Consider the following 25,367-nt stretch of genomic DNA (forward strand, 5'->3'; position numbering starts at 1 on the left):
CCATATGAGCAAGGAATCCATCAGCGGCCTGATCCTCGCCGGCGGCCGCGGCACGCGCATGGGCCACGTCGACAAGGGCCTGCAGCCGTTCGGCGGCACCACGATGGCGGCGCATGTGCTGGCGCGCCTCGAACCGCAGGTCGCGACGGTCGCCATCAACGCCAATCGCAACCTGGACGCCTACGCGGCCTATGGCGTGCCCGTCTGGCCGGACGACACGCCGGACTACGCGGGCCCGCTTGCGGGCCTGCAGGCGGGGCTGCGCCGCTGCGCGACCACGTATCTGCTCACGGCGCCGTGCGATTCGCCGTTCCTGCCGGCCGACCTGGCCGAACGCCTGGAGGGCGGGCTGCGCGCGAACGACGCCGACCTCGCCGTCGCCGTCACCGAGGAAGACGGCCGGCGCCAGGTCCATCCCGTGTTCTGCCTGCTGAAAGCCAGCCTGGAACCGGTGCTGTCGGCCTACCTGGACGGCGGCGGGCGGCGCATGGATGGCTGGTACCCGCAGATCAAGGTGGCCGAGGTCGTGTTCGACGATGCCGACGCCTTCCGCAACATCAACACGCTGGACGAGCTGCGCCAGCTCGACACGAAGCCGTCCGCGCCGCGGCTGGCCGACGTCGTCAGCTGTTTGTCCGCGTACGATCCGGACGCCCTGCCCGTGCGCGACGCCCAACGCATCATCCGCGAATTCGTCACGCCCGTGCGCGCGACGGAGATGGTGGCGTTGCGCGCCGCGCTGGGCCGCGTGCTCGCGGCCGACATCACCTCGCCGATCGACGTGCCGTCCCACGACAACTCGGCGATGGACGGCTACGCGCTGCGCGGCGCCGACCTGCCGGCGGACGCGCCTGCGCGCCTGCGCGTGATCGGCACGGCGTACGCCGGCCGCCCCTTCGGCGGCGCGCCGCAACCGGGCGAATGCGTGCGCATCATGACGGGTGCCGTGATGCCCGCCGGCTGCGACAGCGTCGTGCCGCAGGAATTCGTCAGCGTCGAGGACGACACGATGATCATCGCGCCGGGCACCATCCGCGCGGGCGACAACCGCCGCCTGGCCGGCGAAGACCTCAAGGCCGGCAGCGCGGCCCTCCGCGCCGGGAAGATCGTGCGGCCGGCCGACCTCGGACTGCTCGCGTCGCTGGGCGTGGCGGAAGTGCCCGTGCAACGCCGCCTGCGCGTGGCGTTCTTCTCGACCGGCGACGAACTGCGCTCGATCGGCCAGCCGCTGGACGAGGGTTGCGTCTACGACAGCAACCGCTACACGATCTACGGCATGCTGCAGCGCCTGGGTTGCGACCTGATCGACATGGGCGTGATGCGCGACGATCCGCGGGCGCTGGAACAGGCCTTGCGCGACGCGTGCGAGAACGCCGACGCCATCATCACGTCGGGCGGCGTCTCGGTCGGCGCGGCCGATTACACGAAGCAGATCATGGCGCGGCTGGGCGACGTCACGTTCTGGAAGATCGGCATGCGCCCGGGCCGCCCGCTGGCCTTCGGCCGCATCCACTCGAACGGCCGCAGCGCCTTGTTGTTCGGGCTGCCGGGCAATCCGGTGGCGGTGATGGTGTCGTTCTACTTCTTCGCGCGCGACGCGCTGCTGCGCATGATGGGGGCCGATGCGCCCTTGGCCCTGATGCGCGCGCGATCGAACGCCACGATCCGCAAGAAGCCGGGCCGCACGGAATACCAGCGCGGCTTGCTCGAGCGCGACGCGGACGGCCAGCCGACCGTCACGATCACGGGATCGCAGGGGTCGGGCATTCTGCGCTCGATGTCGGAGGCGAATTGCATGGTGGTGCTGCATGATGAGCAGGGAACCGTGCAGGCCGGCGACATGGTCGACGTTTTATTATTCGAGGGTTTGATTTGAACGATTGAATGCGGTAGGCACGCCGCATTCAATCGTCGCCATCGACGTTCGACGCACCCAACATCAACTGCGCCGCCTCGCTCGGCAACGCCTCCACCGACTTGAGCTTGCGCGCCATCTGGCGGCTGCGCACCTCGGCGCTTTCGATGTTCTTCGCGGCGCGTTCCAAGGTCAGCTTGGTCTGCGCCAGCACGTCGCCGAACTTGCCGAACTCGGTCTTCACGGCGCCCAGCACCTGCCACACTTCGGACGAGCGCTTTTCCAGCGCCAGCGTGCGGAAGCCCATCTGCAGGCTGTTGAGCAGCGCCGCCAATGTCGACGGCCCCGCGATCGTCACGCGCAACGTGCGCTGCAGCTCGTCGGCCAGACCGGGGCGGCGCATCACTTCGGCGTACAGGCCCTCGGTGGGCAGGAACAGGATGGCGAAATCCGTCGTCGCCGGCGGCGCGAGGTATTTGTCGCAGATGGTTTTCGCCTCGCCGCGCACGGCGCGTTCCAGCTCCGCGCCCGCGCGCGCGACGCCGTCGGCATCGCCCTGGTCGGCCGCTTCCAACAGGCGTTCGTACTGCTCTTTCGGGAACTTGGCGTCGATGGGCAGCCACAGCGGAGGACCGCCGTCGACGACGCCCGGCAGCTTGATCGCGAATTCCACCCGCGCGTTCGAGCCGCGTACCGTCTCGACGTTCTTGGCATACTGGTCGACGGTGAGCACCTGCTCGAGCAGCATCTCGAGCTGCACTTCGCCCCACGTGCCGCGCGTCTTCACGTTGACGAGCACGCGCTTCAAATCGCCCACGCCCACGGCCAGCTGCTGCATCTCGCCCAGGCCCTGGTGCACCTTTTCCAGGCGGTCGGACACCTGGCGGAACGATTCCGTCAGCCGCGTCTCCAGCGTCGCGTGCAGCTTTTCGTCGACGGTCTGGCGCATCTCCTCGAGACGCTTGGCGTTATCGCTCTGCAGGTCGCGGATCTTCGTCTCGAGCGTCGCGCGGATCTCCAGCATGCGCTGCGCGTTCGATTCCGTCAGGTTCGCCAGCGCGCCGTTCAAGGTGTCGGAAAAACGCTTGAGCGCGCGCGCCTGTTCCTCGCGGCCGCCCTGGGAATTCAACTGGATCTGATGGCGCATGCCGTCCAGCTGCTGCACGGTGGCGGCCTGGTTTTGCGCGAGGTGCGCGGCCAGTTCCTGGCGCGTGGACTGTGCGCTGTTCTGCAATTCCTGGCGCAGCTCGCGCTCCAGGCGTTCGAAGGCGTGGCGCTCGTCGCCGCCACGCCGCGCACGCGTCAACAGGACGACCTGCAGGCCGAGCACGGCCAGCAGCGCCACCGCAAGCACGATGAATTCGAGGGTCGACATCTGTGTCAGTGCGCGCTCAGTGTGGTCGATTCCGCATCCAGTCCGCCGTCTGATAAAAGGATTGCATCAGCGCGAGGCGCAGGTCGTAGTCGTAGCCGAGATCTTCCAGCGCCATCGCCATGCAGCGCAGCCACTGGTCGCGCTCGGACGTGCCGATCGCGAACGGCAAGTGACGCGCGCGCAGCATCGGATGGCCGTAGCGTTCGATGAAGAGGTTCGGCCCGCCCATCCAGCCGGACAGGAACATGAACAGCTTGTCGCGCGAGCTGTCGTTGGGGACGGGGTGCATCGCGTGGATGCCGGCGAAATCCGGCTCCAGTTGCATCAGGTCGTAGAAACGGTCGACCAGTTCGCGCAGGCGGGTTTCGCCGCCGATGATCTCGTACAGGCTGCGGGTCTCTTCCTGCGGTTCCTGCGCGTCCTGGGAATCTTGGGGTGCATGGGTATCGGACATTCATCCATGATAGCGCAACGCACGCACCACGGGTATGTCAGGCCTCCCGTAAGGTCTGCAACGGTGGCTGCCGCAACACATTACGCAACCCGAGCCAGCCGCCGACGAGCGCACACACGGCCCCCACGACCAGCCCCGCGACCCACACCTGCGGATCGAACGTCCATGGAAACTTGAATTGGTATGTGGCCAACGCCCAGCCCAGCGCCGCCGCGCCCGATGCCGCCAGCAGGCCGGACAAGCCGCCGACCAGCACGAACTCGATGCGCTGCGCCTGCGCCAGCTGGCCGCGCGTGGCGCCCAGCGCGCGCAGCAGGCCCGCTTCGCGCGTGCGCTCGGCCTGCGATCCCATCAGCGCCGCGTACAGCACGAGCACGCCCGAGGCCAAGGTGAACAGGAACAGGAATTCCACGGCGACGACGACCTGGTCGAGCACTTCCTGCACCTGGCGGATGATGCCGCTGACGTCGATGACGGTGAGGTTCGGCCACGCGCGCGTCAGCGTGTTGGCCAGCCCGATGCCGCGCGCCGGCAGGTGAAACGCCGTCATGTACGTCGTCGGCGCGCCCTCCATCGCGGCCGGATTGATGATGACGAAGAAGTTGGCGCGCATCGATCCCCATTCCAGCTTGCGCAGGCTCGTGATCTTCGCGTCGACGATCTGGCCGCCCATATCGAAGCGCATCGTGTCGCCCAACCTGAGGCGCAGCGTGTTCGCCAGACCCTGCTCCACGGACGCTTCCGCCACGCCCGGCGCGTCGCGGTACCAGCGGCCTTGCACGATCTCGTTCGACGCCGGCAGGTCGTTCGTGGACGACAGGTTGAATTCGCGCTCGGCAAGGCCTTTCGCACGCTCGTCCGTGTACGTGGTCGCCGTGACAGCGTTGCCGTTCACGGCGACGAGGCGGCCGCGGATCATCGGGTACAAGGTGACGTCGCGCACCCCGGCCGCGCGGATCGTGCGTGCGACGCCGTCGCGCTGGTCGGGCTGGATGTTGATGATGAAACGGTTCGGCGCATCGGGCGGCGTGGCCAGGCGCCAGGCCGCCATCAGGTCGCCGCGCACGACGGTCAGCACGAGCAGCGCCATCAGGCCCAGCGACAGCGACACGATCTGCACGACCGTCGCGCCGGGACGCCGCTGCAGCGACGTGATCGCGAAACGCCAGCCCTGGTGGCGGAACGCGCCGCGCAGGCGGCGCAAGCCGAAGAGCGCGAGCCAGCCGACGAGCGCGAACAGGCCGAACGCGCCGCCGAAGCCGCCGGCCGTGAGCAATGCGAGCTGCAGGTCGCCGGCTTGCCACAGCAGCAGGCCGGCGAAGACCGCCGTACCGAGGCCGTACGTGGCCAGCGCGAGCGGCTTCGGCGCGGCCTGCTCGCGCCGGATCACGCGGTTGTGCGGCACGTTGCGCAGCTGCAGGACCGGCGGCAGCGCGAAGCCCACGAGCAGCAGCATGCCGGTGGCGACGCCTTGCAGCGCGGGCAGCGGCGACACGGGCGGCAGCTCGGCGGGGATCAGGCTCTTGACCATTTCGAGCAGCACGAAGTGGGCGCCGAAACCGACGAGTACCCCGAGCACGCTGCCCGCGAGGCCGACGATGGCGAATTCGATGAGGAACAGCAGCCCGACCTCGTTCTGCGTCATGCCGAGGCAGCGCAGCATGGCGCAGGCGTCCAGGTGGCGCTGCATGAAGCGGCGCGCGGCCATCGCGACGGCCACCGCGGCCAGCATCGCCGACAGCAGGCCGACGAGCGACAGGAAGCGCTCGGCGCGGTCGATCGTCGAGCGCATCTCGGGGCGGCCGTTTTCCAGCGTCTCGATGCGCACGCCGCGCACGTTGTCGCTGGCGATGCGCGCACGCAGCCAGCGCTCGTAATCCGCGACCGCGGCCTGGTCGTCGGGCGACTTCGCCGCCACCTGCATGCGGTACGTCACGCGCGCATAATTGTCGACGAGGCCCGTGGCTTTCAGGTCGGCCAGCGCCAGCATCACGCGCGGCGCGAAGTTGGCGAACGACGCGCCGCGGTCCGGTTCCGAGGCGATCAGGCGCGCGACCTTGAAGCTTTTATCGCCCAGCTGGATCGTCGAGCCGACCTTGATCCGCAGCGGCGGCAGCAGGTTGACGTCGACCCAGACCGTGCCGGGGGCCGGCGTGTCGTGCGTGATGTCGCCGAGGGCTTCGCTGGCATCAATCGGACTCGTCGTCACGCGCATGGCGCCGCGCAGCGGATAGCCCGTCGACACGGCCTTCACGGACGCCAGCAACGCCTGCGACGCGTCGCCCTGCCCCGCCTGCGCCATGCTGGGAAACGTCACCGTATCGGCCAGCACCAGGCCGCGCCGCGCCGCTTCATCGCGCCAGTCCTGGGACAGCGGCTGGTCGGCGTTCACGAGCAGGTCGGCGCCGAGCAGCTGGCGGGCGTCTCGGTTCAGGCCAGCGCGCATGCGGTCGACGAAGAAGCCGACGGCTGCCAGCGCCGACACCGCGACCACCAGCGCCACCAGCAGGAAGCGCAGTTCGCCGGCGCGCCAGTCGCGTGCGGTCATGCGCAGGGATTGGCTCAGCATGGTCGTCACGCCGCCTGGGCGGCGTCGAAGAACGCGTCGACTTCGGCAAGGTAAGCGCGCTTGCGCTCGGGCTCGAGGAAGGCCGCGCTGAAACTGTTCTTCGCCAGCTGGCGCGCGTGGCGCATGTCGAGCGGCAGCGCGTCGAACGCGGCCAGGTAGTTCTCGTTGACGTAGCCGCCGAAATAGGCCGGGTCGTCCGAGTTCACGGTGGCGACGAGCCCCGCGTCGAGCAGGCGGCGCAGATTGCTGTCGCCCATGACGTCGAATACGCGCAGCTTGAGGTTCGACAGCGGGCACACGGTCAGCGCCATCTGCTCGCGCACCAGGCGCGCCACCAGGTCGGGATCCTCGAGGCAGCGCACGCCGTGGTCGATGCGTTCGACGTTCAGCACGTCCAGCGCGCTCTCGATATAGGCCGGCGGGCCTTCCTCGCCGGCATGCGCGACGAGGTGCAGGCCGAGGTTGCGGGCGCGCTCGAACACACGCGCGAACTTTTCCGGCGGATGGCCGACCTCGGATGAATCGAGGCCCACGCCGATGATCTTGTCGCGGAACGGCAGCGCTTCTTCCAGCGTGGCAATAGCTTCTTCCTCGGACAGGTGGCGCAGGAAGCACATGATCAAGGTCGCGCTGATGGGTCCTTCCTGGCAGGCGCGCCAGATGCCGTCGACGACCGTCTTGAACGGCACGCCGCGCGCCGTATGCGTCTGCGGGTCGAAGAAGATTTCGGCGTGGCGGACGTTGTCGGCCGCGGCCCTTGCCAGATACGCCATCGTCATGTCGTAGAAGTCCTGTTCGGTCAACAGGACGCTTGCGCCGGCGTAATAGATGTCCAAGAAAGATTGTAAGTTAGTGAAAGCGTACGCTTGTCGCAACGCTTCGACGGATGCATATGGAAGCGACACCTCGTTCCTTTGCGCCAGCTCAAAAATCAGCTCGGGCTCGAGGGAACCTTCGATGTGGATGTGCAATTCTGCTTTCGGCATCGCCTGCAACACGTGGCGCAGCTGTTCGTTCAGCATGGATTCTCCGAATGGAATGGATTCAAGGAAGCAGTGTAGCGCATGGATGCAAGCCTCTCATTTCACTGGAGAATTCCAGGGTATATCGCTGCGCCATACGCGTGCGCCACTGCTTAGCAAGATGGTGCACTATTTACTTACCAATTAATAAACACGATTGTGGCTGACGGGATCAAGAATCCTGTTTGGAAATCATGTCGATATTACCAAAACAGGTGTAAAGACAATGTTCGCAATCCTATTTAAAATGGTTATTTTCTTATTTGTTTCAATGACTTAGCAAAACGACGCACAAGTGCACGACACTGTTTTGACTTCGAGAACTAATAGGCAGATAATAAATTTCATAAGCGTAAGAAGACGCTCTCAGCGGGCGCTAACAAACCGGCGAGGGACCTCGCCACCAGCGCGGATCCACGAACAGCGGGCTCCACGAGGTCCCGGTGAAACCGGATGAAAACAAAGAACATCGCCCTTCGTTTTGTGTCAGATCTTCTGACCCCAAAACAGACGGCGACCCCAACAAGAACACCTGCCAAAACCGGGGCTTGGGCGGCCATCCTAGTAGGCCGCCGGACAGTGATCAGTGTTAGCACATTAGAGGACATTCACATGACCATTTTTGATAACTACGCAGCCCGCTATGAGCGTACCCGGGAAGAGGAATACTCCCTGTCTGAGTACCTTCAGCTTTGCAAAAAAGATCCCCTGACTTACGCCAGCGCTCCCGAGCGCATGCTGGCCGCAATCGGCGAACCCACCCTGGTCGACACCCGCCTCGACCCGCGCCTGTCGCGCATCTTCGCCAACAAGGTCATCAAGGTTTATCCCGCTTTCCGTGAGTTCTACGGCATGGAGGAAGTGATCGAACAGGTCGTTTCCTATTTCCGTCACGCGGCCCAGGGCCTCGAAGAGCGCAAGCAGATTCTTTATCTGCTGGGACCGGTCGGCGGCGGCAAATCGTCCATCGCGGAAAAACTGAAGCACCTGATGGAACAGGTGCCGTTCTATGCGCTGAAAGGCTCGCCGGTGAACGAATCGCCGCTCGGCCTGTTCAACGAGGAAGAGGACGGCGCCATCCTCGAAGAAGACTACGGCATCCCGCGCCGCTTCCTGCGCGCGATTCCGAGCCCGTGGGCCGTGAAGCGTCTGCACGAATACGGCGGCGACATCAACAAGTTCCGCGTCGTCAAACGCTATCCGTCGATCCTCAAGCAGGTCGCGATCTCGAAGACGGAACCGGGCGACGAAAACAACCAGGATATTTCTTCGCTGGTCGGCAAGGTCGACATCCGCAAACTGGAAGACTACGCGCAGGACGATCCGGATGCGTACAGCTATTCCGGCGGCCTGTGCCTGGCGAACCAGGGCCTGATGGAATTCGTCGAGATGTTCAAGGCGCCCATCAAAGTGCTGCACCCGCTGCTGACGGCGACGCAGGAAGGCAATTACAAGGGCACCGAGGGCTTCGGCGCGATCCCGTTCGAAGGCATCATCCTGGCGCACTCGAACGAATCGGAGTGGAAGACCTTCCGCAACAACCGCAACAACGAGGCATTCCTCGACCGTATCTATATCGTCAAGGTGCCCTACTGCCTGCGTGTGTCGGACGAGATCAAGATCTACGACAAGCTGCTGCGCAATTCCTCGCTGGATAAAGCGCCATGCGCACCGGGGACGCTGCGCATGATGGCCCAGTTCGCGATCCTGTCGCGCCTGAAGGATCCGGAAAACTCGAGCATCTATTCGAAGATGCTGGTCTACGACGGCGAGAACCTCAAGGACACCGATCCCAAGGCCAAGTCGCTGCACGAATACGTCGACTATGCCGGCGTGGACGAAGGCATGAACGGCCTGTCGACCCGCTTCGCCTTCAAGATCCTGTCCAAGGTCTTCAACTTCGACAATACCGAAGTGGCGGCGAACCCGGTGCACCTGCTGTATGTGCTGGAACAGCAGATCGAGCGCGAGCAATTCCCGGGCGAGACCGAGCAGCGCTACATGTCGTATATCAAGGAGCACCTGGCGAACCGCTACGTCGACTTCATCGGCAAGGAGATCCAGACGGCCTACCTGGAAAGCTATTCCGAGTATGGCCAGAACATCTTCGACCGCTATGTCACGTTCGCCGATTTCTGGATCCAGGACCAGGAATTCCGCGATCCGGACACGGGCGAGAGCTTCGACCGCGAGACGCTGAACGCCGAGCTCGAGAAGATCGAGAAGCCGGCCGGCATCTCGAACCCGAAGGATTTCCGCAACGAAATCGTCAACTTCGCGCTGCGCGCACGGGCGACGAACGGTGGCAAGAATCCTGCGTGGACCAGCTATGAGAAGTTCCGCACCGTGATCGAGAAGAAAATGTTCTCGAATACCGAGGAACTGCTGCCGGTGATTTCGTTTAACGCGAAGGCCAGTGCCGAAGATGCAACCAAGCACGCCGACTTCGTTGCCCGTATGGTCGAAAAAGGCTATACGCCGAAACAGGTTCGTTTGTTATGCGAGTGGTACTTGCGCGTACGCAAGTCCTCATAAAGGAAACCTGCACTCCGCGCAGTGTTTGCTTCGCGGGGGCGTGAGAAACCGTGGCGGACGGAAGCACAGGTGGCCGAGAAGCGCAGCCGTACTTGCGGTACGGCGAGCATCGCAGGCCGCCTGTGCGACGCGCAGCAGGTTTATCACGCCCCCCACTAAAGCGCGTTAATATGTGGGGGACCGGGAAGGAATCCGGCCCGCCGCGAATTTCAGCAGGAGGCCTGTTTTGACTTACCTCATCGACCGACGCTTGCAGGGCAAGAACAAGTCTGCGGTCAACCGCGAACGATTCTTGCGTCGCTATAAGGCGCAAATCAAGGATGCGGTGGGCCGGGCGATCAAGGGTCGCTCGATCACCGACGTTGAAAATGGCGAGAAAGTTTCGATTCCCGTCAAGGATGTGAGCGAGCCGCATTTCGGGCACGCACATGGCGGTGTCTGGGAAACCGTCAACCCCGGCAATACCGAATACCAGAAAGGCGACACGATCAACCGTCCCCGCGGCGGTGGCGGCGGCGCCGGACGCGGCAAGGCCGGCAACAGCGAGCAGACGACCGAAGACGATTTCATCTTCGAGCTCAGCCGCGAAGAATTCATGAACTACTTCTTCGAAGACCTCGAGCTGCCGAATATGGTCAAGACGCAGCTGACCCAGGTCGTCGAATACAAGAACCAGCGCGCCGGCTACAACATCTCCGGCACACCGTCGAACATTCACGTGCTGCGCTCCCTGCGCGGCGCGCTCGGCCGGCGCATCGCGGTGGGCGGTCCGTCCCGCAAGCAACTGACGGCGCTCGAACACCAGTTGCGCGATCTGCAGGAGCAAGGGGTGGAGGATGACGACCCCATCGTGCTGGACCTCAAGCACAAGATCCACCACCTGCACACGCGCCTGCTGGCGATCCCGTTCATCGATCCGATCGACCTGCGCTACAGCAACCGGATCAAGATCCCGAAGCCGTCCACGGCGGCCGTCATGTTCTGCATCATGGACGTGTCCGGATCGATGGACGAAAGCCGCAAGGACACCGCCAAGCGCTTCTTCATCCTGCTGTACCTGTTCCTCAAGCGGGTCTACGAACACATCGACGTCGTCTTCATCCGCCACCACACGGCCGCGGCCGAGGTCGACGAAAACGAGTTCTTCCACTCGCGCGAATCGGGCGGTACCGTCGTGTCGTCGGCGCTGCACCTGTTGAACAAGGTCATCAGCGAGCGCTACAGCAATGGCGACTGGAACAGCTACGTGGCGCAGGCCTCGGACGGCGACAACTGGGACAACGATTCCGTGCTGTGCAGGCAGATCCTGACCAATGCGATCATGCCCAAGGTCCAGTACTACACCTATGTCGAGATCACCGACGGACCGCCCCAGAACCTGTGGGAACAGTACGCCGAGGTGGCGGCCACGCACCAGAACTTCGCCATGCAGAAGATCGTGACGCCGGCCGACATCTACCCGGTGTTCCGCGAATTGTTCAAGAAGCAGCCCAAGTAGCGAGGCCCGCTATGCCAAGAGACCCCAACAACCCGCGCGCCCTGCCCGAGCAGTCCGAATGGACGTTCGACCTGATCGAGCAGGCGCACGAGGAAATCCGCCGGGTGGCCAGGAAGTTCGGCCTGGACACCTACCCCAACCAACTCGAGATCATCACGGCCGAGCAGATGATGGACGCGTACACGTCCGTCGGCATGCCCGTGTCGTACAACCACTGGTCCTTCGGCAAGCATTTCCTGACGACGGAAAAGAGCTATAAGCGGGGCCAGATGGGGCTCGCCTATGAAATCGTCATCAACTCGAATCCCTGCATCGCTTATCTGATGGAGGAAAACAGTCTGACGATGCAGGCGCTCGTGATCGCGCACGCGGCCTATGGCCACAATTCCTTCTTCAAAGGCAATTATCTGTTCCGGACCTGGACCGATGCCGACGCCATCGTCGACTATATGGTCTTTGCGAAGAACTATATTGCCGAGTGCGAACAGCGGCACGGCATCGACGCCGTCGAAGAGCTGCTCGATTCCTGCCATGCGATCCAGAATTATGGCGTCGACCGCTACAAGCGGCCAGCCAAGCTGTCGGTCGCGCAGGAAGCGGCGCGCCAGAAAGAGCGCGAGGAATACATGCAGTCGCAGGTCAACGAGTTGTGGCGCACCCTGCCGCGGCGCGAGGAACAGATCAAGGACCAGCCGCCGCCGCGCTTCCCGCCCGAGCCCGAGGAAAACCTGCTCTACTTTATCGAGAAGTACGCGCCGCTGCTGGAACCCTGGCAGCGCGAACTCGTCAGAATCACGCGCAAGATCTCGCAGTATTTCTATCCGCAGCGCCAGACCCAGGTCATGAACGAGGGCTGGGCGACCTTCTGGCACTACACGATCTTGCAGGAACTCTATAAAGAAGGGATCGTCGGCGACGGTTTCATGCTGGAATTCCTCCAGAGCCACACGAACGTCGTCTACCAGCCGCCGGCCACCAGTCCTTATTACAACGGCATTAATCCCTATGCGCTCGGGTTTGCGATGATGACGGACATCAAGCGTATCTGCGAAGACCCGACGGACGAGGACCGGGTCTGGTTCCCCGACATCGCCGGCAGCGACTGGCTCAAGACCCTCGATTTCGCCATGCGCAACTTCAAGGACGAGAGCTTCATCGCCCAGTACCTGTCGCCCAAGCTGATCCGGGAATTCCACTTCTTCGCCGTACTGGACGACGACCGCAGCGACAAGCTGACGATTTCGGCCATCCACGACGAGGCCGGGTACCGCTACGTGCGCCAGCAGCTGGCCGATCAATACAATATCGGCAACCGCGAGCCGAACATCCAGGTCTGGCAAGTCAACACGCGGGACGACCGGGCGCTCACGCTACGTCATACACAGTTCCAGCGCCGCCCCCTGAACCAGCAGGCGCATGAGGTTCTCAAGCACGTCGCACGTCTTTGGGGGTTCGATGTGCGCCTCGAGACCGTTGACCCATCCGGGCGTGTCGTCAGCAGCCTGGAGTGCCGCCGCGAGAAGCGCGCACGTTACTGACTCTCCTGCCCGCGCTGCTCGGCGCGGGCATTTTTTTCTTCCATCCTGTTGACACCCTCCTCCCCTTGTGATGTAGTTCAACTAACAGCTGACGTCGTTAGTGAGCCATATCAATCACCGGTATCCGCATAAGATCTTGTTATGGCCAACCCCTCTGATCTAGGGGGAAAACCGTTTCAACAGTACGCACTTATGCACGGAATTTCGATATAGTTAGCAGAAACGCCACGATGATTTCGTATGATATTTGCTGATTTGCAAAAATTTACATGGAAAATTCGGCATTTTGGCGTCGGCCGCTTTATTTTCCACACATTACGAAAGGGGCCCCACCACATTGCAAAACAACTAACTTCCACCTCCATCGGCACGCCTGCGCCTGTTCCATATTGATGACTTTTCTTGCCTGTTTTTACAGACAAAAAGCCTCTCTTTGAGGGTGTAAAAATGTATGTGCAAAAAAGAATTCGTAGGTATAATTCGCCGATGTCCCGGATGCGGCTCTTAGCTTTTTGTCGTGTTTTGTGGGTTTGGTAGCAACAAAAAAAGGTTGGTATTGGAGAAAGCAGGATGAATTTTTCGCATGAGAAGAACCCCGGGAAGAATTTGACTGGTATCGCCATTGTCGTCGTCTTGCACCTGATCGTTGCTTACGGGATCGTCACTGGTCTCGGCAAAAAGATGATCAGCAAGGTGACCGAGGCAGTGGAGACCAAGATCGTTGAAGACGTAAAACCGCCGCCACCTCCGGAGACGCCGCCACCGCCGCCGCCGCCGGAAATGAAGGCGCCGCCTCCGCCGTTCATCCCGCCGGTGGAAGTGCAAGTGCAGACCCCGCCGCCGCAGCAGAATGTGATCGCCAACGCGACGCAGACGAAACCGGCGACGAACGAAATCATCAAGGCACCGCCGGCACCACCGAACGCGCCCCCGGCAACCAAGCCGGCCGGCCCGGCCCGGACCCCGGCAGTTGCAGACTTCAATACGTGCTCGAAGCCGGAGTATCCGAAATCGTCGCTGCGTAACGAAGAAACGGGTGTGTCGACGATCTCGTTCCTGATTGGTGCGGACGGCGGCGTGAAGGATTCCAAGGTCACGAAGTCCAGCGGCTTCCGCGACCTGGATAAGGCTGCTCAGCTGGCACTGGGCAAGTGCCGGTTCAAACCGGCAACTGAGAACGGCCAGGCCATCGAGTCCTGGCAGCCGGTACAGTACGTCTGGACGCTGGAATAACCAGAGGCAGCGTATCGTCTCAACGCAAGATTTTCGTTGTCATTAGTTCAGCGAACTGTTCATTTTAAATTTTTGGAGGAAGCATGTTTAAGAATACCCGTTTGTCCGCTACCGTTGCGGCTCTCCTGTTCTCGGTCACTGCGGCATCGGCACTGGTGTCCGCTCCGGCCTTCGCCGACGCTCCGGCTTCGGCAGCAGCGAGCGCCCCGGCAGCGGCACCGGCGGCTGACGCAGCAGCACCGGCAGCCGACGCTGCCGCTTCGGCACCGGCAGCGGCTCCGGCAGCTGGCGGCGAAGCCAAGAAAGAAGAAGTCGAGAACCCGTTCGGCCCCGCGGCTGTGTGGAACGGCGGCGTCGTGTCGCGCGGCACGCTGATCATCCTGGCGATCATGTCGATGGGTTCCTGGTACATCATGATCACCAAACTGATCGACCAGATGAAGATCTTCAAGCAGTCGAAGGAAACCAACCAGAAGTTCTGGAAAGCCCCGTCGATCGCCGCAGGCTCCGCTCAACTGACCGACGGCTCGCCGTTCCGCTTCATCGCTGAAACCGGCACCAAGGCAACCCAGCACCACGACGGCGCTCTGCTCGAGCAGATCGACCTGTCGACCTGGGTGACCATGCAGATCCAGCGCGCCGTGGACAAAGTCCAGTCGCGTCTGCAGGATGGCCTGTCGTTCCTGGCAACCGTCGGCTCGACCGCACCGTTCATCGGTCTGTTCGGTACCGTCTGGGGTATCTACAACGCACTGACCAACATCGGTATGACCGGTAACGCATCGATCGACAAGGTCGCAGGTCCGGTGGGTGAAGCACTGATCATGACCGCATTCGGTCTGTTCGTCGCAGTTCCGGCCGTTCTGGGCTACAACTGGCTGGTCCGTCGCAACAAGGCGGCAATGGAAGACGTCCGCTCGTTCGGCGCTGACGTGCACTCGGTCCTGATCTCGGGCGCAATGCACACCTCGGAAGCTGCACGTGCTCAAGGCGCCAGCACCGCTAAAAAGGTTGGCTAAACCATGAGCATGAGTGTTGGCTCCGATAGCGGAGATGAAGATGCAGTGATGTCAGAGATCAACACCACGCCCCTCGTGGACGTGATGCTGGTTCTTCTGATCATCTTTCTGATCACCAGCCCGGTTGTCCTCCACCTGCAGAAGATTAACCTGCCGATCGAGACCAACCAGGTTGTCAAGACCACGCCGGAAGACGTGAACATCGTCGTCAACAAAGATGGCGAGATGTACTGGAACCAGAAGCAGCTGAACAACACCGACGAACTGTTCGAATTCCTGGCCAAGGAATCGGTGAAAGTCCCGCAGCCGGAAGTGAAGATTCGTGGCGACCAGCAAACCCGCTACGAAGCCATCGGCAAGGTGCTCTACACGGCCCAGCGTGCCGGGATTCAGAAGGTCGGTTTCATCACCGAACCGCCTGATAAGGGCTGATCCTTCAGGACACAACCCGCCAGCGTGATAGTGGTTGCACCGCTATCACGCTGGTTCCCAAGATTTGAAAGGAAACACCATGGGTATGAACGTTGGTTCGTCCGGTGCTAAATCAGCCGATCCGGAACCGATGATGGAAATGAACATGACGCCGCTGATCGACGTCATGCTGGTGCTGATCATCATGATGATCATCACCATTCCAAAACAAAACCATTCGGTTAACTTGAATATGCCGGTTGGCAATCCGCCGCCGCCGACCAAGGAACCGGTAGTGATCACGATCGACGTGGACTTCGACGGTACTATCCTCTGGGATAACACCCCGGTTCCGGATCGTGCCACTCTCGAAGCAAAGCTGGCCAACGTGGCAGCCCAACCTGATCAGCCGGAAGTGCATCTGCGTCCGAACAAGCTGGTCGAATACAAGGTTGTCGCTGGCGTGATGGCATCGGCCCAGCGTCTTGGCGTGACCAAGATCGGCATGGTCGGTAACGAACAGTTCCAGTAAATCGCTTTGGCTATAATGAACACGGCAGGGTTTCCCTGCCGTGTCTATTTTGAATGAAAGAATTTCGCTAATGTCCAAATTCCGCCTCGCACATCTCGGCCTCGTTCTGGCCGCACTCGGATTCACCGCCGCTGCACCGGTCGTCGGCCTGGCTCCCGCCTACGCGGCTGAGACCCTTCGCCCGGAAATCGGCAAGCCTCTGCAGGAAGCCCAGCAGCTGATGAAATCGGGCAAGAACAAGGAAGCCATGGCCAAGCTGCGCGAGCTCGACAAGGTCGGCGGCAAGTCGGCGAACGAAACGTACCTGATCGAACGCACCCGCGCCGGTGCCGCCTCGGCTTCCGGCGACTACGAAGCCGCCGCCAAGGCCTTCGAATACCTGATCGGTTCGGGCAAGCTGTCGGCCGCTGAAAAAGCCCAGTTCTCGGAAGGCCTGATCGGCATCTACATGCGTGCCGGCGACCTCGGCAAGGCCAACGCCGCCATCGAACGCCAGCTCAAGGAACACGACGATCCCAAGCTGCGCGCCTACCTGATGCAGAACTATTACAAGCAGGGCAACATCAAAGCCCTGGAAGAAGAACTGCGTTCCGCCGAGAAGAACGGCCGTCTGAGCGAAGACCAGCTGGGCATGCTGGCCAACATCCAGCTCAAGAAGAACGACAAGGCTGGCTACGTCAACACCATCGAAAAACTGGCTGCCAACTATCCGAAAGCCCAATACTGGACCGACCTGCTGAACCGTGTGCAGGGCAAGCCGGGTTTCTCGGGTCGCCTGTCCGTGGACGTCTACCGTCTCAAGCTGGCCAACAACCTGATGAAGAAGCCGAGCGAGTTCATGGAAATGGCCCAGCTCGTGCTGCAGGCCGGCGCACCGGCTGAAGCCCTGAAGGTCATCGACAAAGGCTACAAGGCAGGCGCACTGGGCACCGGCCCGGACGCCGCCCGTCACCAGCGCCTGAAGGACCTGGCCGAGAAGACCCTGGCCGACCAGAACAAGAACCTGGCCGCCACCGAAGCCCAGCTGACCAAGGACGGCAACGACGACGGCCTGGCCTCGCTGGGTTACGCACTGGTCCAGTCGGGCCAGGTCGACAAGGGCCTGAAGATGATGGAAGCCGCTTCGAAATCCAAGGACCTGAAGCACCCGGAAGACGTCAAGCTGCACCTGGGTGAGGCGTATGCCGTCGCCGGCAAGAAGTCGCAGGCCATCAGCACGCTGAAGTCCGTCGGCGGTACCGACGGCACGGCGGATCTGGCCCGTTACTTCATCATGGCGATCAACAAGCCGATCTCCGGCTAAGCCATCCCTGCTCCACGCATGCCGGCTACCCACGGGTGGCCACATAAAGCGCAGCCCGCTCACGCCGGCTGCGCTTTTTTCTAGGGTGCACGACTTGCCGTCCACGCATTCAACGTACATCTGAACTGTCGCGGCCAGTTTTGAAGCCGGTCGAACGCGTGGACAGCGGCGCTGGTCACCCTACCAGCCAAGTCATTGCGCTGTGCAACATGTCCTTTGCCGTATAATCTGGTATTTCGCCTAGAAGCACGAACCATCCCATGAAGGTATTTCGCGGACTTCCCAACGACAGGGCACGCGCGCCTTGCGCACTCACGATCGGCAACTTCGACGGTGTCCACCGCGGGCACCAGGCACTGCTGGCCCACGTGACAGCGAACGCCCGCCGCCTCGGGCTGGAAGCCGCCGTGATGACCTTCGAACCCCATCCGCGCGAATATTTCGCCCAGCGTAGCGGCGATATGTCAAAGGCGCCGGCGCGTATCGCCAACCTGCGCGACAAGCTCGAATCGCTGGGCAATGCCGGCGTCGACCGCGTCATCGTCGAGCACTTCAACGAGCATTTCGCGTCGATGTCGCCGGAAGAATTCACCGAGCGCGTGCTCGTCGAGGGCTTGCACGTGAAATGGCTGATGGTCGGCGACGACTTTTGCTATGGCGCCCGCCGCGCCGGCAACGTCGCCCTGCTGGCCGAGGCCGGCAAACGCTACGGCTTCGAAGTGCACAGCCTGCCGGCCGTGCTGCACGACTCCACCCGGATCTCGTCCTCGGCCGTGCGCGCCGCCCTCGCCGCCGGCGATTTCGACGCCACGCGCGCCCTGCTCGGCCACCCGTATTCGATGTCCGGCCACGTGATCCATGGCCAGAAGCTGGGCCGTACGCTCGGCTTCCCGACCTTGAACCTGCGCGTGGCGCACCGCCCCGCGCTGGCCGGCATCTTCGTCGTGCAGGTGCACGGCCTCGCCGATCAGCCGCTGCCGGCCGTCGCCAGCCTCGGCGTGCGTCCGACCGTCGAAGACGCCGGCCGCATGCTGCTGGAAGTCCATATCTTCGACTGGGCGCAGCCGTGCTACGGCAAGCTCGTGCGCGTGGAATTCCTCGCCAAGCTGCGCGACGAGGAAAAATACGTCGACCTCGCTACGCTCACGGCCGCCATCGAGTGCGATGCCCAGCAGGCTCGCGCCTGGTTCGCGCGGCGCGCCGGCGCCCTCACGGCCACCGACCGAATTTGACCGGGACTTCCGCGGTCTCATGTCCGCCAACGGCGCCCGCGCGCCGTCCCGTCGTCACGAACAACAGCAGTCCACTTTAGAAATCACCATGTCCGATACCAAGCAAGGCCAAAAAGGCCAACAAGGCAACAAGAAGCCGGAGAGTAAATACCCGGTCAACATGACCGACACCCCCTTCCCGATGCGTGGCGACCTCGCCAAGCGCGAACCGGGCTGGGTCAAGCAATGGCAGGACAAGAAGATCTACCAGCGCATCCGCAAGGCGGCCGCCGGCCGTCCGAAATTCGTCCTGCACGACGGTCCGCCGTACGCGAACGGCGACATCCACCTCGGTCACTCTGTCAACAAGATCCTCAAGGACATGGTCGTGAAATCGCGCACCATCGCCGGCTTCGACGCACCGTATGTGCCGGGCTGGGACTGCCACGGCATGCCGATCGAGATCCAGATCGAAAAACTGTACGGCAAGAACCTGCCGACGGCCGAGGTGCTGCAAAAGGCCCGCGCCTACGCGCTCGAGCAGGTCGACCGCCAGCGCACCGGCTTTATCCGCCTGGGCGTGCTGGGCGAGTGGGAGAATCCGTACCTCACCATGAACTTCAGTAACGAGGCCGACGAACTGCGCGCCCTCGGCACGATGCTCGACAAGGGCTATGTCTACCGCGGCCTGAAGCCCGTGAACTGGTGCTTCGATTGCGGCTCGGCGCTGGCCGAGGCGGAAGTGGAATACCAGGACAAGCGAGACCCGGCCATCGACGTCGGCTTCCCGTTCGCGGAAAGCGACAAGCTGGCGCAGGCGTTCGGCCTGCCCGCGCTGCCCGCGGGCGACGGTTTCATCGTGATCTGGACGACGACGCCGTGGACGATCCCGTCGAACCAGGCGCTGAACGTGCATCCGGAAGTGACGTACGCGCTCGTGAAAGCCGATCGCAACGGCAGCCCGGTGCTGCTGATCGTGGCGAAAGACCTGGCCGAAAGCGTCCTGCAGCGCTACAAGCTGGAAGGCGACGTCGTCGCGACGACCACCGGCGACAAGCTGGGCGGCATCCGCTTCAAGCACCCGCTGCACGCGGCCGATCCGTTCTACGACCGCACGTCGCCCGTCTACCTGGCCGAGTACGTGACCACCGACAGCGGCACGGGCGTCGTCCACTCGGCCCCGGCCTACGGCCTGGAAGACTTCCAGTCGTGCAAGGCGCACGGCATGAAGGACGACGAGATCCTGAAGCCGGTGATGGGCGACGGCCGCTTCGCGAGCACGCTCCCACTGTTCGGCGGCATGACCATCTGGGAAGCCAGCAAACCGATCTGCAATGCCTTGAGCGAAGCCGGCGCCCTGTTCGAACTCAAGATGTTCGACCACAGCTATATGCACTGCTGGCGCCACAAGACGCCGATCGTCTACCGCGCGACGAGCCAGTGGTTCGCCGGCATGGACATCAAGCCGAAGGACGGCGGCCCCACCCTGCGCGAATCCGCGCTGGCCGGCATCGCCGAGACGCAATTCTTCCCCGACTGGGGCCAGGCGCGCCTGCAAGGCATGATCGCCAACCGTCCGGACTGGACCCTGTCGCGCCAGCGCCAGTGGGGCGTCCCGATGGCCTTCTTCCTGCACAAGGAGACCGGCGAGTTGCATCCGCGCAGCTTGGCGCTGCTGGAGCAGGTGGCCAAGCTGATCGAGGAAGGCGGCATCGAGGCCTGGCACAAACTCGACCCGCGCGACCTGCTGGGCGATGAAGCCGCGATGTACGAAAAGAACCGCGACACGCTGGACGTGTGGTTCGACTCCGGCACGACGCACCAGACCGTGCTGCGCGGCTCGCACGCGCAGCAGTCGCACTTCCCGGCCGACCTGTACCTGGAAGGCTCGGACCAGCACCGCGGCTGGTTCCACTCGTCGCTGCTGACGTCGTCGATGCTGAATGGCGCACCGCCGTACAAGGCGCTGCTGACGCACGGCTTCACGGTGGACGAGCATGGCCGCAAGATGTCGAAGTCGCTCGGCAACGTGCTGTCACCGCAAAAGATCAGTGACACGCTGGGCGCCGACATCCTGCGCCTGTGGGTCGCATCGACCGACTACACGGGCGAACTGGCGCTGTCCGAAGAGATCCTCAAGCGCGTGACGGAAGCCTACCGCCGCATCCGCAACACGCTGCGCTTCCTGCTCGCGAACACGTCGGACTTCGATCCGGCCAAAAACGCCGTGCCGGTGGCCGAGCTGATCGAGATCGACCGCTACGCCATGGCCGAAACGGCGCGCCTGCAGGCGGACGTGGCGAAGCACTTCGAGCGCTACGAATTCCACCCGGTCGTCGCGCGCCTGCAGAACTTCTGCTCGGAAGACCTGGGCGGCTTCTACCTCGACATCCTCAAGGACCGCCTGTACACGACCGGCGTGAACTCGCATGCGCGCCGCTCGGCGCAGACCGCGCTGTGGCACATCGCCCACGCGCTGCTGCGCATCATGGCGCCGATCCTGTCGTTCACGGCCGAGGAAGCATGGGCCGTGTTCGCGGGCGAGCAGGCTTACAAGGACAGCGACGAAACGATCTTCACGCAGACGCTGTGGACGTTCCCGCAGATCGGCGACGCCGGCGCCCTGCTGGACAAGTACGCGCTGCTGCGCGCCGTCCGCGCCGACGTCACCAAGCAGCTGGAAGAAGTGCGCGCATCCGGCGCGATCGGCTCGTCGCTGCAGGCGGAACTGGTCATCAAAGCCGCCGGCGACAAATACGCGACGCTGGCCAGCCTGGACGATGACCTGAAGTTCGTGTTCATCACGTCGCAGGCCGCCGTCGAACAGGTACCGGACGCGTCCGCGGAAGCCGTCACGGTGACGCCGTCCGATGCCGCCAAGTGCGAGCGCTGCTGGCACTACCGCCGCGACGTCGGCCACGACCCCGCGCACCCTGGCCTGTGCGGCCGCTGCACGAGCAATCTGTTCGGCAGCGGGGAAAGCCGCCGCTTCGCCTGATGCACGCACCACCCGGGCCACGCGGCCCGGGTTTTTCACTTCACGACCATCGACATGGCCAGCAAAAAAAAACCAACATTCTCCGCCGTCTCGTCCCGTTCGGGTGGCAGCCTCACCCCATGGCTCGGCATCGCCTTCATCGTCATCCTGCTCGACCAGATCAGCAAGATCACCATCACGCGCACCTTCGGGCTTGGCGAGGAGAAGCCGATCACGGGCTTCTTCAACCTGGTGCTTGCGTATAACAAGGGCGCGGCCTTCAACTTCCTGTCCGACCAAAGCGGCTGGCAGCGCTACCTGTTCGCCGGCATCGCCATCGCGGCCGTCGCCTTCATCATCTACCTGCTGCGCAAGCACGCGGGCCAGCGCATGTTCTGCTGGGCGCTCGCGCTGATCATGGGCGGCGCACTGGGCAACCTGATCGACCGCATCGTGCACGGCCACGTGATCGACTTCCTCGATTTCTACTGGCGCGGCCTCGGTCACTTCCCGGCCTTTAACATCGCGGATACCGCCATCTCGATCGGCGCCTTTTTGTTCATCATCGATGAACTGCGCCGCGTGAACAAGCATTGAACCCATCGCGGAGGATTCCATGAGCATGGACCTGAAGGGCAAGAAGATCGTCCTCGGCCTGTCCGGCGGGGTCGCCTGCTACAAGGCTGCGGAACTGTGCCGCGCGCTGACGAAGGAAGGCGCGCACGTGCAGGTCGTGATGACCGAGGCGGCCACCCACTTCATCGGCACCGTGACCATGCAGGCGCTGTCCGGCCGCAGCGTCTACACGGACCAGTGGGACGGCCGCATCCCCAACAACATGGCGCACATCGACCTCACGCGCGATGCCGACGCCATCCTCGTCGCGCCCTGCTCGGCCGACTTCCTGTTCAAGCTCGCGCACGGCGCCACCGACGACCTGCTGTCGACGCTGTGCCTCGCGCGTCCGCACCACGTGCCGCTGCTCGTGGCGCCGGCGATGAACGTCGAGATGTGGGAAAAGGCACCCACGCAGCGCAATGTCGCCCAGGTGCGGGCGGACGGCGTACGCATCCTCGGCCCCGCGGCCGGCTCGCAGGCCTGCGGCGAGACAGGCATGGGCCGCATGCTGGAGCCCGACGAACTGCTCGACGAACTCGTCGCCTCGTTCCAGCCCAAGCTCCTGGCAGGAAAACGCGTCCTGATCACGGCCGGCCCGACCTATGAAGCGATCGATCCCGTGCGCGGCATCACCAATCTGTCCTCCGGCAAGATGGGTTATGCGATCGCGCGCGCCGCGCGCGAGGCGGGCGCCGAGGTCACGCTCGTCTCCGGCCCGACCGCGCTGCCGACGCCGCACGGCGTGCGCCGCATCGACGTGCAGAGCGCGCGCCAGATGCTGGACGCCGTCATGCAAGCCGTCTCCGGCCAGCACATCTTCGTGGGCGTGGCGGCCGTCGCCGACTGGCGCGTCGACAATGCCAGCGCGCAGAAGATCAAGAAGGACGGCAGCGGCGACGCTCCGCAGCTGCACTTCACGCAGAACCCGGACATCCTCGCAAGCGTGGCCGCGACCACGTCGCTGAACGGCTGGCCGTATTGCGTCGGCTTCGCGGCCGAATCCGAGAACCTGATCGAATACGGCGCCGTCAAGCGCGAGAAAAAAGGCATTCCTCTGCTCGTGGGCAATATCGGCCCGCAGACGTTCGGGCAGGATGAGAATGCGATCGTGCTGTTCGACGAAAGCGGCCACACGGTGCTCCCGCGCGCGACCAAGCTGGAACTGGCGCGCCAGCTCATCTCCGAGATCGCCAAGCGGCTGGAACAACGTTCGCTGCTGGCCTGAATCATCCCAAGTATCCGACACACCGAAGCTCCATGAAGAACATCGACCTGAAAATCCTCGACCCGCGCATGAAAGACTTCCTGCCGGCCTACGCCACCGCCGGCAGCGCGGGCCTCGACCTGCGCGCATGCATCGAGGCCCCCCTGACCATCGAGCCCGGCCAGACCGTGCTCGTGCCCACCGGCCTCGCCATCCACATCGGCGATCCGGGCTATGCGGCCATGATCCTGCCGCGTAGTGGGCTCGGCCATAAGAACGGCATCGTTCTGGGTAATCTGGTAGGCTTGATCGACTCCGATTACCAGGGCCAGTTGATGGTCTCGACCTGGAATCGCAGCCAGTCGACGTTCACGTTGCAGCCGATGGACCGGTTGGCGCAGCTGATCGTGGTGCCTGTCCTGCAGGTGGGTTTCAACGTCGTGGAGGATTTCGCAACGAGCGACCGGGGCGCAGGAGGATTCGGCTCCACCGGCAAACATTAATATGAGGAGCACATGACCGGACATCTTCGTCAGCGCCCCGCGGGCTTCAAGGTATCCGCGCTGGGCATCGCCGCAGCCCTGCTGCTGTCGGCCTGCGCCACGCAGGCACCGCGCGCGCCAGGCACCACGCCGCGCATCACCGAACGCCACGTGGAAGCCCCTGCCCTGAGCCCGCAGATGGCCGCCGCCGCCGACACCCTGACGAAGATGGCAGGCCTGCAGGACCGGTTGTACAAGGTCGCCGCGCCCCTGCTGATCCAGAATGCCGAATTGTGCAAGGGCCAGGCCCGCAACCTGCTGGGCTTCACGGCGAAGAACCGCTGGTCCTACCCGGGCGAATACAACGAAGCCGCCCACGTCGCCTTCGGCATGGACGAACACCTGCAGGTGACGGGCGTGCTGGCCGGCAGCGGCGCCGCGCGCGCGGGCCTGCAGACGGGCGACGTCCTGCTCGCCGCGGGCGGCAAACCACTGCCGACGGGAGAACATGCCTTGTCCCAGGCCGGCGCCATCTTCGCCAAGATCATCGCGTCGCAGGCCAGCCTGCCGATGACGGTCGAACGGCGCCAGAGCGAGCGCCAGCTGACGATCCCCGTCACGCGCGCGTGCGCCTTCGCGATCGAACTGGGCAACTCGGACAACGTCAACGCGTACGGCGACGGCTCGCGCGTGCTCGTCACGCGCGGCATGATCAACTTCACGCATGACGACGACGAACTGGCCTTTGTGCTGGCCAGGACGATGGCCCACAACATGCTGGGCCACCCGGCCGCGCAGCGCAACAGCGCGACGATCGGCAGCATCATCGACAACCTGAAAAGCATCACGCCCGACACGTCGATGCTGATCGGCAGCGGCGGCATCAAGGCGATGCCGGCGGAAGCCGACGCCGCGGCCGACCGCCTCGGCATCTACCTCGCCGCGCGCGCCGGCTACGACGTCAAGGATGCGCCCGCGTTCTGGACGCGCCTGGCCGAGACGTATCCGCCGAGCGTGTTGAACGGCTACAGCGCCAATCATCCGGCGCTGCCGCAGCGCTTGGCGGCCGTGGAAAAGGCGGTGGGGGAAATCAAGGCGAAACGGTCCGCGAAGAAGCCGCTGGTGCCGTGACCGCGCAACGATTCGCGTGATCGACGAGGGCCGCGTGTGCGGCCCCGCTTATTTTCGCGTGGGCTCGTTTCATTTGAGCCCCCGGCCTCAAATGCCCGCCCTGCCCGCAACGCCGACGTAGGTTCGGCACCCGTGCCCACGCGTCCAGGCAGCCGCAAATAAGCCCGCCGCCAGTCCGTTCCGCGCCGCTTGAACGCGTGGACGGCGAGCCGTCCACTCTGCCCGCAACGCCGACGTAGGGTCGGCACCCCGTGCCCACGCGTCCAGCCAGCCGCAAATCGGCCCGCCGCCAGCAGCACCTCCGCGCTTTTTGTATCATTACCAATTCCTCCGTCCCGTCGCGCAATTCGAGCGCAAGAAACGGGAAGGCGGAGGATGCCCGCGCGCCCTATCATCCGGC

General features: G+C 63.6%; 19 protein-coding genes. 15 read left to right on the forward strand and 4 right to left on the reverse strand.

From position 1 onward, the window contains the following. The first annotated feature begins 4 nt into the window (after positions 1-4). The gene (gene moeA, locus BVG12_RS14225) at positions 5-1,876 is read left to right on the forward strand and encodes a molybdopterin molybdotransferase MoeA (RefSeq protein WP_075792959.1); all 1,872 of its coding nucleotides are present in this window, start codon (positions 5-7) and stop codon (positions 1,874-1,876) included. A gap of 28 nt (positions 1,877-1,904) precedes the next feature. Here the strand turns inward: moeA and BVG12_RS14230 are convergent, their stop codons facing one another. Genes BVG12_RS14230 through BVG12_RS14245 form a run of 4 tightly spaced genes read right to left on the reverse strand, consistent with a single transcriptional unit; the run spans position 1,905 to position 7,275 of the window. Continuing rightward, the gene (locus tag BVG12_RS14230) at positions 1,905-3,230 is read right to left on the reverse strand and encodes a DNA recombination protein RmuC (RefSeq protein ID WP_075792960.1); all 1,326 of its coding nucleotides are present in this window, start codon (positions 3,228-3,230) and stop codon (positions 1,905-1,907) included. Positions 3,231-3,246: 16 nt separating this feature from the next. Then, positions 3,247-3,684: a group II truncated hemoglobin gene (locus tag BVG12_RS14235; protein WP_075792961.1), complete on the reverse strand. Its 438-nt coding sequence runs from the start codon at positions 3,682-3,684 to the stop codon at positions 3,247-3,249. Between the two features lie 37 nt (positions 3,685-3,721). Next, on the reverse strand, positions 3,722-6,253 hold the full coding sequence (locus tag BVG12_RS14240) for an ABC transporter permease (protein WP_075792962.1): 2,532 nt from the start codon (positions 6,251-6,253) through the stop codon (positions 3,722-3,724). 5 nt (positions 6,254-6,258) lie between these two features. Then, positions 6,259-7,275, reverse strand: coding sequence for an adenosine deaminase (locus BVG12_RS14245; RefSeq protein WP_075792963.1), 1,017 nt, complete (start codon positions 7,273-7,275; stop codon positions 6,259-6,261). A gap of 612 nt (positions 7,276-7,887) precedes the next feature. Here BVG12_RS14245 and BVG12_RS14250 point away from each other — a divergent pair. The 14 genes from BVG12_RS14250 (at position 7,888) to BVG12_RS14315 (ending at position 24,967) form a co-directional block, all read left to right on the forward strand. Beyond that, on the forward strand, positions 7,888-9,810 hold the full coding sequence (locus BVG12_RS14250) for a PrkA family serine protein kinase (RefSeq protein WP_075792964.1): 1,923 nt from the start codon (positions 7,888-7,890) through the stop codon (positions 9,808-9,810). A gap of 226 nt (positions 9,811-10,036) precedes the next feature. Next, positions 10,037-11,308 (forward strand): YeaH/YhbH family protein, encoded by a 1,272-nt coding sequence (locus BVG12_RS14255; RefSeq protein ID WP_075792965.1) that lies wholly within the window; start codon positions 10,037-10,039, stop codon positions 11,306-11,308. 11 nt (positions 11,309-11,319) lie between these two features. Continuing rightward, complete coding sequence (locus BVG12_RS14260) at positions 11,320-12,846, forward strand: SpoVR family protein (protein ID WP_075792966.1); 1,527 nt, start codon at positions 11,320-11,322, stop codon at positions 12,844-12,846. 570 nt (positions 12,847-13,416) lie between these two features. After that, positions 13,417-14,079 carry an energy transducer TonB gene (locus BVG12_RS14265; RefSeq protein WP_075792967.1) on the forward strand — a complete coding sequence of 221 codons (663 nt, stop codon included), beginning with the start codon at positions 13,417-13,419 and terminating at the stop codon, positions 14,077-14,079. Positions 14,080-14,162: 83 nt separating this feature from the next. Continuing rightward, positions 14,163-15,098 (forward strand): MotA/TolQ/ExbB proton channel family protein, encoded by a 936-nt coding sequence (locus BVG12_RS14270; RefSeq protein WP_218921057.1) that lies wholly within the window; start codon positions 14,163-14,165, stop codon positions 15,096-15,098. Between the two features lie 3 nt (positions 15,099-15,101). Further along, positions 15,102-15,530 carry an ExbD/TolR family protein gene (locus tag BVG12_RS14275; protein WP_075792969.1) on the forward strand — a complete coding sequence of 143 codons (429 nt, stop codon included), beginning with the start codon at positions 15,102-15,104 and terminating at the stop codon, positions 15,528-15,530. Between the two features lie 79 nt (positions 15,531-15,609). After that, complete coding sequence (locus BVG12_RS14280) at positions 15,610-16,041, forward strand: ExbD/TolR family protein (protein ID WP_179966267.1); 432 nt, start codon at positions 15,610-15,612, stop codon at positions 16,039-16,041. A 70-nt stretch (positions 16,042-16,111) separates the two neighbouring features. Beyond that, on the forward strand, positions 16,112-17,344 hold the full coding sequence (locus BVG12_RS14285) for a tetratricopeptide repeat protein (RefSeq protein ID WP_075792971.1): 1,233 nt from the start codon (positions 16,112-16,114) through the stop codon (positions 17,342-17,344). 260 nt (positions 17,345-17,604) lie between these two features. Then, entirely contained in the window at positions 17,605-18,576 is a 972-nt protein-coding gene (locus BVG12_RS14290) for a bifunctional riboflavin kinase/FAD synthetase (RefSeq protein ID WP_075792972.1), read from the forward strand. Positions 18,577-18,664: 88 nt separating this feature from the next. Continuing rightward, positions 18,665-21,553, forward strand: coding sequence for an isoleucine--tRNA ligase (gene ileS / locus BVG12_RS14295; protein ID WP_075792973.1), 2,889 nt, complete (start codon positions 18,665-18,667; stop codon positions 21,551-21,553). A 54-nt stretch (positions 21,554-21,607) separates the two neighbouring features. Next, a complete protein-coding gene (gene lspA / locus BVG12_RS14300) occupies positions 21,608-22,129 on the forward strand; it encodes a signal peptidase II (RefSeq protein WP_075792974.1) in 522 nt (173 codons plus the stop codon). A 25-nt stretch (positions 22,130-22,154) separates the two neighbouring features. Further along, the gene (coaBC, locus tag BVG12_RS14305) at positions 22,155-23,375 is read left to right on the forward strand and encodes a bifunctional phosphopantothenoylcysteine decarboxylase/phosphopantothenate--cysteine ligase CoaBC (protein ID WP_075796370.1); all 1,221 of its coding nucleotides are present in this window, start codon (positions 22,155-22,157) and stop codon (positions 23,373-23,375) included. A gap of 32 nt (positions 23,376-23,407) precedes the next feature. Then, on the forward strand, positions 23,408-23,857 hold the full coding sequence (dut, locus tag BVG12_RS14310; RefSeq protein ID WP_075792975.1) for a dUTP diphosphatase: 450 nt from the start codon (positions 23,408-23,410) through the stop codon (positions 23,855-23,857). Between the two features lie 12 nt (positions 23,858-23,869). Further along, positions 23,870-24,967, forward strand: coding sequence for a M48 family metallopeptidase (locus BVG12_RS14315; RefSeq protein ID WP_075792976.1), 1,098 nt, complete (start codon positions 23,870-23,872; stop codon positions 24,965-24,967). The last annotated feature ends 400 nt before the right edge of the window (positions 24,968-25,367 follow it).

Source organism: Massilia putida (assembly GCF_001941825.1).
Lineage (GTDB): Bacteria > Pseudomonadota > Gammaproteobacteria > Burkholderiales > Burkholderiaceae_D > Telluria > Telluria putida.

Coding starts and splice junctions, on each gene's coding strand:
- BVG12_RS14270 (WP_218921057.1), top strand. CDS start 14,163: ATGTTTAAGAATACCCGTTTGTCCGCTACCGTTGCGGCTCTCCTGTTC.
- dut (WP_075792975.1), top strand. CDS start 23,408: ATGAAGAACATCGACCTGAAAATCCTCGACCCGCGCATGAAAGACTTC.
- BVG12_RS14290 (WP_075792972.1), top strand. CDS start 17,605: ATGAAGGTATTTCGCGGACTTCCCAACGACAGGGCACGCGCGCCTTGC.
- BVG12_RS14315 (WP_075792976.1), top strand. CDS start 23,870: ATGACCGGACATCTTCGTCAGCGCCCCGCGGGCTTCAAGGTATCCGCG.
- BVG12_RS14285 (WP_075792971.1), top strand. CDS start 16,112: ATGTCCAAATTCCGCCTCGCACATCTCGGCCTCGTTCTGGCCGCACTC.
- lspA (WP_075792974.1), top strand. CDS start 21,608: ATGGCCAGCAAAAAAAAACCAACATTCTCCGCCGTCTCGTCCCGTTCG.
- BVG12_RS14230 (WP_075792960.1), bottom strand. CDS start 3,230: ATGTCGACCCTCGAATTCATCGTGCTTGCGGTGGCGCTGCTGGCCGTG.
- BVG12_RS14240 (WP_075792962.1), bottom strand. CDS start 6,253: ATGCTGAGCCAATCCCTGCGCATGACCGCACGCGACTGGCGCGCCGGC.
- moeA (WP_075792959.1), top strand. CDS start 5: ATGAGCAAGGAATCCATCAGCGGCCTGATCCTCGCCGGCGGCCGCGGC.
- BVG12_RS14250 (WP_075792964.1), top strand. CDS start 7,888: ATGACCATTTTTGATAACTACGCAGCCCGCTATGAGCGTACCCGGGAA.
- BVG12_RS14280 (WP_179966267.1), top strand. CDS start 15,610: ATGGGTATGAACGTTGGTTCGTCCGGTGCTAAATCAGCCGATCCGGAA.
- coaBC (WP_075796370.1), top strand. CDS start 22,155: ATGGACCTGAAGGGCAAGAAGATCGTCCTCGGCCTGTCCGGCGGGGTC.
- ileS (WP_075792973.1), top strand. CDS start 18,665: ATGTCCGATACCAAGCAAGGCCAAAAAGGCCAACAAGGCAACAAGAAG.
- BVG12_RS14265 (WP_075792967.1), top strand. CDS start 13,417: ATGAATTTTTCGCATGAGAAGAACCCCGGGAAGAATTTGACTGGTATC.
- BVG12_RS14235 (WP_075792961.1), bottom strand. CDS start 3,684: ATGTCCGATACCCATGCACCCCAAGATTCCCAGGACGCGCAGGAACCG.
- BVG12_RS14245 (WP_075792963.1), bottom strand. CDS start 7,275: ATGCTGAACGAACAGCTGCGCCACGTGTTGCAGGCGATGCCGAAAGCA.
- BVG12_RS14260 (WP_075792966.1), top strand. CDS start 11,320: ATGCCAAGAGACCCCAACAACCCGCGCGCCCTGCCCGAGCAGTCCGAA.
- BVG12_RS14275 (WP_075792969.1), top strand. CDS start 15,102: ATGAGCATGAGTGTTGGCTCCGATAGCGGAGATGAAGATGCAGTGATG.